This window comes from Arthrobacter sp. 2MCAF15 (assembly GCF_052115605.1).
Taxonomy (GTDB): Bacteria; Actinomycetota; Actinomycetes; order Actinomycetales; family Micrococcaceae; genus Arthrobacter.
The window spans coordinates 77705-89828 of record NZ_JBFRGZ010000019.1 but is presented as its reverse complement, the minus strand read 5'-3'; the positions used below and the strand labels follow the sequence as shown (position 1 = coordinate 89828).

Below are 12124 nucleotides of genomic sequence, written 5' to 3'. Positions count from 1 at the left end.
GTAGGCCGGGAGCCTTGCCTACTTTCCGGTGCGGATCAGTTTGCGGTTGACGAACTCGTCCATGCCGTACTTGCCCAGCTCGCGTCCGACGCCGGAGCGCTTGATGCCGCCGAAGGGCAGTTCGGCGGCAGTGCCGGGGGCCTCGTTGATGTAGACCATACCGGTGTCCAGGCGGTCTGCGATCTCCTGGGCCTTGGCAGGATCAGTGGACTGGATGACGGCGCCGAGGCCGTAAATGGAGTTGTTGGCCAGTTCCACAGCTTCGTCCTCGGACGAAACGCGGTACAGGACAGCAACCGGTCCGAAGAGTTCCTCGGAGAAGGCGCGCATGTCCTTGGTCACTCCGGCGAGGACCGTCGGCTCGAACCAGGCACCGGGCTGGTCCATCCGGCTGCCGCCGGTGAGCACGGTGGCGCCCTTGGCGACGGCGTCGTCCACCTGCGCGGCCAGACCGTCGAGGGCGGCGGCGGAGGACAGCGGCCCCATGAACGTGTCTGCCTCCGTGGGGTCGCCCACCTTCGCAGCGGAGACGGCGCGGACGAACTTCTCGACGAACTCGTCGTAGACGGCGTCGGCGACGATGATGCGTTTGGCGGCGTTGCAGGCCTGGCCGGTGTTGCCCAAGCGGCCGAACAGCGCGTGGGTAGCCGCCTGTTCCAGGTTGGCGGAGTCGAGCACCAGGAATGGGTCCGAGCCGCCGAGTTCCAGCACCACCTTCTTGAGGTTGCGGCCGGCGATTTCGGCGACGGCGGATCCCGCGCGTTCGGATCCCGTGAGGGAGACACCCTGGACGCGGGGATCCGCGATGATGCCGGCGACTTGCTCGTTGGTGGCGAAGATGTTGACGTAGGCACCTTCGGGTGCGCCGGCATCGAGGAAGATCTGTTCCATGGCCAGGGCGGACTCCGGGCACTGCGGGGCGTGCTTGAGCAGGATGGTGTTGCCGTTCATCAGGTTGGGGGCGGCGAACCTGGCCACCTGGTAGTACGGGAAGTTCCACGGCATGATGCCCAAGAGCACGCCCAGGCCGTCCTTGCGGACGATCGCCTTTCCACCGGCGGCAACCTCGAGCTCTTCATCTTCGAGGAACGACGGGCCGTTCTGGGCGTAGTAGCGGTAGATTGACGCGACGATGTCCACTTCGATCCGCGCCTGGAAAACGGGTTTTCCCATTTCCCGCGTGACGATCGCGGCGAGTTCGTCTCGGCGCTCGGTGTAGAGCTCGGCCACGCGGCCTAGGAGTTTCACCCGGTCCGCCAGCGCTGTCTTGTTCCATGCCCTGAAGGCGGCGTCGGCGGTGGCTACTGCGGTGTGGATCTGCGCGTCGGTGGCGGTGGGGTAGGCCTTGACGGGTTCCCCGGTGGCCGGGTTGGTGACGGCATAGAGGCTCATGCTGTGCTCCTTCAATTGGTTCGGATCGCTCAGGGGAGGGCGATCTGCGGGTCGGTCATGACGTGGATGATGGCYGGGATCCGTTGGTCCTGCACGGCCTTGAGGGAACGTTCGACGGCGATCGCGGCGTGGTCGTCGCTGGTCACCGTTTCGCCGTGGCCTCCGAAGGCGCGGGCAAATGCGGCAAAATCAGGGTTCGTCAGCTGTGTGCCGCTGACGCGGCCCGGGAAGTGGTGCTCCTGGTGGTCGCGGATGGTGCCGTACTGGCCGTTGTCCATCACGATGATGAGCATGGCGGCGCCGTGCTGCACTGCCGTTGCGAACTCCTGGCCGTTCATCAGGAATTCCCCGTCGCCGGCGATCGCTACCGCCAGGCGATCCGGGCTCTGCAGGGATGCTGCCACCGCTGCCGGCACGCTGTATCCCATGGAACCGTTGCGCATGCTCAGCTGCGACGGGAACACATTCGTGGGCAGGTACCGCTGGGCCCAGGCGCAGTGGTTGCCTGCGCCGAAGCTGTAGACGGCGTCCTGCGGCAGGCGTGTCACCAGTTCGGAAATCACGGCACTCATGTGGCCGGTTCCTTCCCGGGTGGCAGGGAGGGCGGTCAGGTCTGGGAGTGCGCTGAACGCGCGTTGCGCGGCGCGGCCGGCGGCGCGCCAGGCGTCCCACTGTGCGGCCTTTCCCAGCCGGATGCCCTTGACTGCGTTGGCGAACGCGACCGGGCTGGCGAGGATGTGGGCGGTGACGGCGCCGGAACGTCCGCGGAGGGAGCTGTCGATGTTGACGAGGATATTCGTGGCCTGAGGCGACTGCCGCAGGGTGTAGCCGTCCGTTGGAACGTCAGTGGGTACGGCGCCGATGGCCAAGAGTACGTCGGCTTCGGCGAAGATCCGTGCCGTGTCTCCGGTGCGGCCGTAGCCCAGGGCGCCGACGAAGACCTCGGAGTGGAAGGGGATGCGGTCCGAGGCGCGCCAGTCCTGGACCACCGGGATGCCGTTGGCCTCGGCAAAGTCCGTCACGGCGGCCGCCGCTTCGGGCGTCCAGCGCTGGCCGCCGACAAAGATGACGGGCTTTTCGGCACCGGAAAGGGCCGTGGTGATGAGCTCCAGCTCCGCGGAGGATACGGCCCCTTCGGCAACCGTGATCACCGGGTGCAGGTCGCCGACGAATTCGTGGGTGATGACGTCTTCCGGCAGGCCGACGACAACAGGGCCGGGACGGCCGGACTTAGCGGCGAAAAACGCCTCGGCCACCACCTCCGACGCCCGGGAGGCCTCGTCGAGCACAAAAACGCGCTTGGCCTGAGTGCCGAACCAGGCATTGGGATCGAACTCCTGGAAGGACTCGCGCATGCGGTCCGCGACCGGGATCAAGCCCACGAACAGGACCATCGGTGTAGCGTCCTGCCACGCGGCGTGGATGGCAACGTAGGCATTCGCGGCTCCCGGGCCGCGGGTCACCATGGCCACGCCCGGCTCGCCGGTGAACTTGCCGTGCGCTTCCGCCATGTACGTGGCACCGCCTTCCTGGCGGCACACGATGGTCTCGATATCGGCTCCGTGGAGCCCGTCGAGCACGGCAAGGTAGCTTTCGCCCGGGACCGCGAATACACGGTTGACGCCGTGCAGGGCCAGGGAATCGACGATCGCCTGGCCGGCGTGGGTGTTCTTCTCCAACGTAGTGCTCCTCAACAGGGGTTTGAGCCAGGGAACTGGCAGACAACTGGGGTACTGGCCAGGGTGGCCGGCATGTGGGTTTCCCTCAAGTATTGGCAACCAAGTTCATGCTGTCTAATACATAAAAAGTTCAAAATATATAACTAAAAAGCATGTAGATGGCACTGGGTGGCCCATGGGCTTAGTGGTGGGCAGTGCTTGCTTAAAGGCTGCCGCAGGCCAACTTGCCGTCGACGACCGTAGCCGTGACCCGAACGTCGCAGATGGCGTCGGCCGGAACCTCATAGATGTCCTCGGACAGGGCAACGAAGTCCGCGAGCATGCCGTGGGAGAGCGTGCCCTTGTAGTGGTCCTCATGTGCGGCGTGTGCGCTGCCCACGGTGTAGGCGCGCACGGCCTGGGCGACGGTGATGCGCTCCTCGGGCACAAATTCCGCGCCGGAGGAGGTCCGGCGGTTCACGAGGTCATGGACGTTCAGGATGGGATCCCCGGAGACCACGGGCGCGTCGGTGCTGGCGGGGATCTCGATCCCGGCGTCGAGCAGGGCCTTCACGCGGTAGGACAGTCGCGTCCGTTCGGGCCCCAGCGCCCGAGCTGCGCCGTCGCCGAGTTCATTGATGAAGCGGCCCTGCGGCACGGGGATGAGGCCCAATGAAGCCAGCCGCCGGATCTGCGCATCGCCGGCAACGTTCACGTGCTCGATCCGGTGCCGTGCGTCCGGCCGCGGGTAGAGGCTCTGGGCCTCCTCGAAAATGTCCAGCACAACGTCCAGTGCGGCGTCGCCGATGGCGTGGGTGGCCACCTGCCAGCCGGCACGGTGCGCGCCGATGATCCGCCGCCGCAGTTCCACGGCGGGGAACTGGAGCAGACCGCGGTTGCCCTTCTCCGCCCCGGCGTCGTGCTGGTAGTCGCAGCACATGAAGGCGCTGCGGCCGATCAGCGAGCCGTCGGACAGGATCTTGGCCGGGCCCAGCCGGAGCCATTCGTCGCCGAACCCCGTCCGCATGCCCAGATCCAGGCCCATGCGGGCAACAGGGCCGGCGCCAGCCTGGCCGCCCGGACCGGACTCGTCGCCCAGCCCGTGCAGGGTGGTGAGGTAGGGCATCACCGTGGCGCGCACGCCCAGCATCCCGGCATCGCGCGCAGCCTGGTAGCCGGCCAGGTCGGACAGGCTGTGGCCGATGTGCTGCGGGGCGCCCAGCCCCGGCTCGGTGATGCTGGTGACCCCCAGTTTCAGCAGCGCGGCGCTGCCCGCGCCAACCATCGCGGCGACGTCGTCCACACTTGGCGCGGGAATGGCATCCATGACCAGAGCCCGGGCCGTCTCCTGAAGCAGCCCGATGGCCCTGCCGTCGGCATCGGCGGGTGCGGCGCCGCCGTCGGGCGCGGTGACGTTACGGCGGTCGGGGTAGCCGGCCCGCTCGAAGGCGGCCGTATTGGCCACGCCCATGTGTCGGGAGTTGTGCATCAGCCACACGGGGTGGCCGTGGCTTACCGCGTCCAACTGATCCGCAGTCGGGTGCTGGTTGCCGAGGTAGTTCTGGTCGTACCCTGCGCCCTGGACCCACGCTCCTGGCGGTGCTGCTGCGCAAGCGCGCCCCACCGTGGCCAGCAACTCGTCCATATTTACGCACACGGAGGAGCGGACATCGGCCTGGACCAGCGCCTGCCCCACATAGCTGAGATGGCAGTGCGCGTCATTGAACCCCGGCACGACGGCGGCGCCCCCCAGATCGTGGACGTCGCGGAAGAGGGAACTGGGCAGTTCGTCATCGAGGCTGATGATGCGTCCATCATGGACGCCCACGCTGTGGGCCCGCGGACGCCGGGCGTCCTGGGTGTAAAACGATCCGTTGGTGTAGAGCACGTCCAAGAGCATGCATTTCTCCCGATTCTATGGATGCATCATTGCGTTCCATCCAGTATCGGAGTCCGTTTTCATGCTGTCTAATGTCTATTTGGTTGATAGTCAATGCCAAACGGGCATCATCCTCTAGGCTTTCGACTCGTCCTCAATGATCGCGCCCTGCCTGTTCAGGAACCTCCGCAGGCGGACGGCCACCGCCCGGATGGATTCCTCGGCGAAGTGCCCGGGGATCCAGGCCGTGTGCAGTGGCAGCCGGAGGGCATGTCCCGGCTGACCGTTACTGCCCGCCAGGATTCGAATCGGGTGGGTGCCATAGGCGGGCAGGTCGGTGGTCACCCCGATGCCGTGCCCGGCCGCCGCCAGTGCCATGATGGTCTGCCCGTCGTCACACTCGGAGACCCGGCGGAAGCTTAGGTGGGCCTGGTTGAGGGCGTCGTCGAGAATGTAGCGGCTGACGCTCTGGTGTGAGGGCAGGATGGCATGCTGGCCGCACAGGGCCGATAGCGGGAGCTCGGACACCCCGTCCCGCGCCCATGCGTGGTCCGCCGCGACGTAGGCGGTCAGCGGGATGCTGCCCAGCGGCATGGTGGCCAGGCCCGGCTCCGGCGGCGCCGGGGAGACAGCGAAGTCGCTGCCGTGCAGGAGGGCCTCGGCAATGGCGAAGTGGCTGGTTTCGCGCGTGATAATCAGCGGATCCTCCGGGCCGGTGGTGGCGATGTAGGGTGCCAGGAAGCCCCGGACGGAGGCTGCGGTGGCGGCAGCCACGAGCGTGGCGACCCGTCCTGTCCGCAGCGCATCCGCGGCATCTTCCAGGCTCTGCGTCTCCAGCATGAGGCGGCGGGCGGCCGGAATGAAGGCCCGGCCGGCGGGCGTGAGCGCGAGCTTGTTGCCCTGCGCCTCAAACAGGCGCAGTTTGAGCTCATTTTCCAGGGTCTTGATCTGCCGGCTGAGGGCCGGCTGGGCAATGTGGATCCGTTCCGCCGCAGCAGTGACGGTGCCGGCGTCCACAACTGCCAGAAAGTACTGCAAGCGGCGTAGGTTCATGGGGAAAGCATGCCCTTTCGGCATATACAAATGCAAGAAGAAGTATTGGCGGGTATGCACAGGCCCGCAGTACGGTCATGGTCAGAACCCATTGAACATTGAACTATCCAGCCGAGGGATCCACCCATGACAACTCCAACATCACAATCCACTGCCGCCCCGGCAGGTGCCGTAAAGGCAGCTATCGGGCCGGGACCGTCCAGCCCCGGAAAGGTTGTGGCCGCAGCCTTCATCGGCACCGCCCTTGAGTGGTATGACTTCTTCCTGTTCGGAACTACGGCCGCAATCGTCTTCGCACCGCTGTTCTTCCCCAGTGCCGACCCCGTGGCCTCCACCGTCTCGGCCTTCCTGAGTTTCAGCGCGGCCTTTGTTGCCCGGCCCGTCGGTGCGATCATCTTTGGCCACGTCGGTGACAAGTACGGCCGGCGCGGCGCGCTGGTCGCGACCGTGATGCTCATGGGCGCCGCGTCCACCCTCATGGGCCTCTTGCCCACCTATGCGACCGCGGGGGTCGTCGCCCCGATCCTGCTGACGCTGCTGCGGGCGGTCCAGGGTGTTGCCACCGGCGGCGAATGGGGCGGCGCCACCCTCATGGCCATTGAATATGCACCCGCGAAGCGCCGCGGGCTGTACGCGGCCCTGGTGCAGCTTGGCTCACCGGTTGGCACGTTGCTCTCCACCGGTGCCATCACCCTGGTTGCCCTGCTGCCCAAGGAAGACTTCATGGCGTGGGGCTGGCGGCTGCCGTTCATTGCCTCCATCATCCTGGTAGCCGTGGCGCTCTGGCTCCGCTGGAACGTGGAGGAAACTCCGGAGTTCCAGGAACTCAAGGCAAGTGACGGGACCAAGAAGGCTCCCGTCATTGAGCTGTTCCGCAAGTTCAAGGGGAGGCTGGCGATCGGTGTCTGCACCTATCTGGTGGGCAACGCCGGCTTCTTCATCTTGACCACCTTCATGATCAGCTACGTGACCCGGGTGCTGGGCCTGCCGTCCGCGGTGATCCTCACCGCCATGACAATCGGTGCCGTCGCCCAGATGGTCATGACAGTCGTTGCCGGACGCCTTGCCGACCGCTTCGGGGCCGCCCGCGTGGGCATCATCGGCTACTCCATTTTCATRGCCCTGGCGTTTCCTATCTTCTGGCTCGTTGACACCAGGGATCCCGGGATGATCATCGTGGCCATGGTGCTGGCATTCGGTCCCTGTGCCATCACCTATGCCATCATCGGTGCCCTGATCGACCGGCTCTTCCCGGCGCAGGTCAAGTACACGGGTATGGGGCTGTCGGCTAACCTGTCTGCGGTTGTCGCAGGATTCATGCCGGCGCTGGCCACGGTCTTCCTGTCCTTGTCCGGGAACGCGTCCTGGGGACCGGCCACACTCCTGGTGGTCATCGGCCTGATCTCACTCGGCGGCGCCATCGCGACGTCCAAGGTGCCCGCCAGCGGCAACTAGCCGCCCGCCGTCGGTCCACCCGTAACGACAACACCCCCGCAGCCTGTTTGCGGGGGTGTTGTGTTGTCCTGAGGTTGTTGCTTCGGAGAGTACTGGCTTCCCGCGCGGTCCTTTTCAGCGGGCTCTGGTCAGTCCTCGTTCCTGTACCGGACGAGCCCGTCGGTGACGGTCATCCGGACCTTCGTCGCCCGGATCTCGGCGGCGCCTGCCGCGAAGATATCGGTGTCCAGCACGGCAAAGTCGGCCAGCATCCCGGGGCTTAGCGTTCCCTTGACGGCTTCCTCGCCCGAGGCGTAGGACGGGGCGACGCAGTACGCGTGGAGGGCCTCCTCCAGTGAGATCCGCTCCCGGGGTTCCCATCCGCCGTCGGGCTCCCCTTCAGCCGTTGTCCGCGTGATGGCGGCATGAAGCCCGTGGAACGGGTTGGGAAGTTCCACGGGGGAGTCCGAGCCGAAGGCGACGGTGGCCCCGGCATCCAGAAGGCTCCGCCAGGCGTAGGACGCCAGGCCCCGGCCCTCCACCATGCCGAGGATGGGCAGGTCGCTGGGGCAGTGCTGGGGCTGCATGGACGCCACGACGCCGAGGGCGGCCAGCCGCGGAACATCCGCGGGCTGCAGAAACTGGACGTGCTCGATCCGGTGACGCAGGCCGTGCCGGGCGGTGGTGTCCCGAATTTCGGCCAGGGCGTTCAGCACCAGGTGGTTGGCGCGGTCACCGATGGCGTGGACGGCGACGGCGATTCCCGCGGCGGCTGCCCGGTTGGCCAGTCCCAGCAGGTCGGGGTATGCGGTCACCTCCATGCCGTGGCTGCTGCCACCCGGAAACGGCTCGCTCATATGGCAGGTGTGGGAGCCGGCCGCGCCGTCGGCGAAAATCTTCACGGCGCCGTGCCGGATCCAGCGGTCGCCCTGTCCGGTCCGAATTCCGGCACCGATGGAGGCCTCCAGATCGTCCTGGGCCAGCAGTTTGTGGACGCGCAGGGCCAGTGCGCCCTCGGCGCGGAGGGCCCTGTAGGCGTCCAGGGCGTCAGCGCCGTCGATGTCGTGGACGCCGGTCAGGCCCAGGGACAACAGGTACCGCTGGGCCTCCCGCAGTTGATCCGGGAGATTTCCCGAGACCCCCGATGCGGCGAGTTTCCGGACCGGGTATACGGCGCTCTCGCGCAGGATCCCGGTGGCTTCGCCGTGTTCGTCGCGGACGATTTCACCGCCCGCGGGATCCGGCGTCGTCCGGGTAATGCCCAATAGCTGCAGCGCCTGCGAGTTGGCCCACACCGTGTGGCCGTCCGCGCTGGTCAGGGCCACGGGGTTTCGCGGGCAGACGGCATCCAGACCGGTGCGGTCCGGCTGGACCGGGACCTGCCACTTGTTGAAGTCCCACCAGCCGCCGAAAATCCACTCGCCATCCCTGTAGCGCGGCCGCACGGCACCGACGCCGGCCAGCGCTTCCGCCAGGCTCCCGGCCTGCCGCAGGTCGACCTCGTGCATGGACCGGGCCAGGCTCGCCGTGTGGATGTGAGCATCCGTCAGCCCTGGAATGACTACGGCGTTGTCCAAATCGAGGGTCTTCGTACCCGCGGGTACATGGGCTTGGAGTTCTGCTGCGGAGCCGGCTGCCACGATGACGCCGTCCTCCACCAGGAGGGCCCCGGCGCGTGGCTGCTTCGGATTGAGGGTATGGAACGTGGCGTTGGCGAAGAGGGTGGGGGTCACGCAATCAGGGTACGGGCGCGTTTTCGGAATACCGCCCCGGCCCCCGCAACAATCGAGTCATATGAGGTGCCGGAGGAGCAGCTATTTCCGGTCCGCGCGGGCGCCCCGGCGTGGCCGCCCCGCGCCTGCCCGCAGAACGCCGCGGTCTATGCCTTAGAGGCATCGAATATCTACAAAATGAGTCTTAGACGTTCTGAGAGATGGATCACATACTCGATCAGCAGGTGTTCGCCTCAGCTATTGCAGGCAGCACCCGTACCCGCATCGGACCAATCGAAGGACCACTCGTGACCCAGAACCACCAGTCAGCGGCAGGCATCTCCGCCCGCCGCGGACGCAGGCTCGCTCCCTTGGCCGCCGCAGCTGCGGTTATCGCCGTCGCTGCCACCGGCTGTACCACTGGCGGCGGAACCGGCCCGGGCGCCGCCGCGGTCGGCCAGATCTCCACCGACACAATCCGTACGGTGCTGAGCGCCGACCCCACCAGCTTTGCGCCGGTCGAGGTCCGCAACGCTGACGATTACGCCGTCAACCGTCTCCTGTTCTCCACGCTGGTGCGCCGCGACGAGAACAACAAGATCGTCTCCGACCTGGCCAGCAAGTGGGACATCACCCCCACCCAGGGAACGTTCACCATTCGCGGCGGCGCCACCTGCTCCGACGGCACCCCCATTACCGCCGGCGTCGTGGCCGAATCCCTCAAGGTGTTCGCTGCCCCGGACAGCAAGTCCAGCTTCCGCCCCCTCGTCCTCGGTGATGGCCCCGCCACAATCACGGCCGACGACGCCGCCGGCACCGTCACTGTCAAGCTCGCCCAGCCGTGGACCGACCTCCTGCAGGGCATGAGCCTGCACGCCACCGGCATCGTCTGCCCTGCCGGACTCAAAGACCCCAAGGCTCTGACCACTGGGGACGTTGCCGGCGCGTTCTCGGGGCCGTACACCCTGAGCAAGAAGCAGCATGGCGTGGCATACACGTTCGCGCTCCGGGACGACTACAAGACCTGGCCGGCATACGAAACCAAGATCGAGGGCACTCCCGCCAAGACCATCGAGGCCAGCGTCAACGCCAACGCCAGCGCCATCTCCAATGAGCTCCTGACGGGCACGAAGGATATCGCCAACATCCGCGGCAAAGACACCACCCGCTTCGACGGCAACAAGGACTTCAGCACCCAGGTCATCCCGCAGGGCAGCCTGTACATGATGTTCAATGAGCGGCCCGGCCATCCGTTCACCGATCCGGCCCTGCGCAAAGCCCTGGCCGAGGCGCTGAACGTCACGGCCTTCAACCAGGCAGCTTCGGGCGGTCTCGGCGAAATCTATTCCTCCTTCGCCCACCCGGGCGTGCCGTGCTCCAACAAGGACACCGGCCTGCTCATCAAGACGGACCCTGCAGCCGCGCAGAAGTCCCTCGCCGGCGTCAAGATCCGCATGGTCGGCGCGCAGATCTTCGGCCCCAATGGTGCAGCCAACACCTATGTCGCCGAAGCCCTCCGGGCAGCCGGTGCTGACATTGAACTGCGCAACGTGGACCTCGCCACGTGGAGCACCGACCTGACCCAGAAGCTCGACACCTGGGACGTCACCGTTATGGGCGGTATCAACGCCGGGGGCACCATGTACGGCGCACTTTCCACTGTCATCGGCACACCGGTGGAAAAGGGCGGCCTCAACTGGGGCGGCCTGGAGAACCAGCCCGTCCTGGACCTCGTGGCCAAAGCCATGACCCAGACCGACGACGCCGAACGTTGCGGGACCTACCAGGAAGCCCAGAAGATCATGATCGGCGAAGCACACGTGATCCCGCTGGCCAGCCTTCCCTCGCAGGTGACCATCCGGTCCGGTTTCGCCATGCACACCATGAATGGCCAGCCGGACGAGAGCACCATGCGGATCACGAAGTAGCGCGGAAAACAGCTCATGACTTCTTCAAGCATTGCTGAAGCTTCCCGCACTCCCGGTGTTAATGCCGGGAGTGCGGGACGCCGCCTCATCCGCCATCCGTGGGCCCGGTTCTCGCTGCGCCGGCTCAGCGGGCTGCTGCTCTCGTTCGCGGTACTCACCGTCGTGACGTTCCTGATCGTGCCGCTCATCCCGGGCGATCCGGCCGTGATCGCCGCCGGTGACGGCGCCAGCCCGGCGCAGATCGCGAATGTCCGGGCCGAACTCGGCCTGGACCTGCCGCTCCTTACCCAGTTCTTCAACTATGTCTCAGGCGTCCTCCGCCTGGACCTGGGAACCTCTTTCGTCAGTGGCGAGAGCGTCTCCACCCTGATCTTCACTCGATTCCCGTTCACCGCCGAGATCGCCCTGCTGGCCATTGCCCTGGTCCTGCTCGTTTCCGTGCCGCTGGGCATGGCGGTGGCCATCCTCACCCGCGGCGGGCGGAACCGGTGGCTGGATGCCGGGTTCAACTTCCTGACCAGCCTCATCTACTCGATTCCGCAGTACGTGGTGGCAACACTGCTCGTGGTGGTGTTTGCCGTGACCCTTCGATGGCTACCGGCCGCGGGGGCGGCGACCCTGAACTCGCTGGTGCTTCCTACCGCGGCCCTCATGTTGGGCCCGATCTGCGTCATCTCCCGGATTGTGCGGCGCGAAACCGCCGTGGTCCTGGACAAGGACTACATCCGGACCGCCCGAGGCTGGCGGCTGGGCGCCCTGCGCACGCATGCCCGCTACGTCCTGCCCAACCTGCTCACCACCACGCTGACGCTCTCGGGACTCATCCTCGCCGCACAGCTCGGCGGCGCCGTGGTCATCGAAACCGTCTTTGCGTGGCCCGGGCTGGGGCAGGGGATCGTTAACGCGATCCTGCAGCGCGACTATCCCGTGATCCGGGGAATCATCCTTGTTCTCGGGCTTCTGGCCACCCTCATCATCATTCTGGTGGACCTGATCCTGGCCATCATCGACCCCCGCAACCTCGGAGGAACCTCCAATGACGTCTAGGTTTAGGAGCCGGGAGTTCTG

8 protein-coding genes are annotated in these 12124 nt (G+C 66.4%); 3 read left to right on the top strand and 5 right to left on the bottom strand.

Annotation, left to right across the window (positions count from 1 at the left end; translation table 11 throughout):
* Positions 1–18: 18 nt before the first annotated feature.
* From AB4089_RS18725 to AB4089_RS18710, 4 genes are all read right to left on the bottom strand, one after another.
* On the bottom strand, positions 19–1392 hold the full coding sequence (locus tag AB4089_RS18725; RefSeq protein ID WP_441410775.1) for an NAD-dependent succinate-semialdehyde dehydrogenase: 1374 nt from the start codon (positions 1390–1392) through the stop codon (positions 19–21).
* A gap of 29 nt (positions 1393–1421) precedes the next feature.
* Positions 1422–3071: a thiamine pyrophosphate-dependent enzyme gene (locus tag AB4089_RS18720; protein ID WP_441410774.1), complete on the bottom strand. Its 1650-nt coding sequence runs from the start codon at positions 3069–3071 to the stop codon at positions 1422–1424.
* A 202-nt stretch (positions 3072–3273) separates the two neighbouring features.
* A complete protein-coding gene (locus AB4089_RS18715; RefSeq protein WP_441410773.1) occupies positions 3274–4950 on the bottom strand; it encodes an amidohydrolase in 1677 nt (558 codons plus the stop codon).
* A gap of 114 nt (positions 4951–5064) precedes the next feature.
* Entirely contained in the window at positions 5065–5982 is a 918-nt protein-coding gene (locus tag AB4089_RS18710) for a LysR family transcriptional regulator (RefSeq protein ID WP_441410772.1), read from the bottom strand.
* A gap of 126 nt (positions 5983–6108) precedes the next feature.
* Between AB4089_RS18710 and AB4089_RS18705 the strand changes: the two genes are divergently transcribed.
* The gene (locus AB4089_RS18705; RefSeq protein ID WP_441410771.1) at positions 6109–7437 is read left to right on the top strand and encodes an MFS transporter; all 1329 of its coding nucleotides are present in this window, start codon (positions 6109–6111) and stop codon (positions 7435–7437) included.
* A gap of 128 nt (positions 7438–7565) precedes the next feature.
* Here the strand turns inward: AB4089_RS18705 and AB4089_RS18700 are convergent, their stop codons facing one another.
* Entirely contained in the window at positions 7566–9149 is a 1584-nt protein-coding gene (locus AB4089_RS18700) for an amidohydrolase (RefSeq protein WP_441410770.1), read from the bottom strand.
* Between the two features lie 287 nt (positions 9150–9436).
* Between AB4089_RS18700 and AB4089_RS18695 the strand changes: the two genes are divergently transcribed.
* Both AB4089_RS18695 and AB4089_RS18690 read left to right on the top strand, forming a co-directional pair.
* Positions 9437–11056 (top strand): ABC transporter substrate-binding protein, encoded by a 1620-nt coding sequence (locus AB4089_RS18695; protein ID WP_441410769.1) that lies wholly within the window; start codon positions 9437–9439, stop codon positions 11054–11056.
* 15 nt (positions 11057–11071) lie between these two features.
* Positions 11072–12103, top strand: a complete 1032-nt coding sequence (locus AB4089_RS18690) for an ABC transporter permease (protein WP_441410768.1) — start codon at positions 11072–11074, stop codon at positions 12101–12103.
* Positions 12104–12124 lie beyond the last annotated feature (21 nt).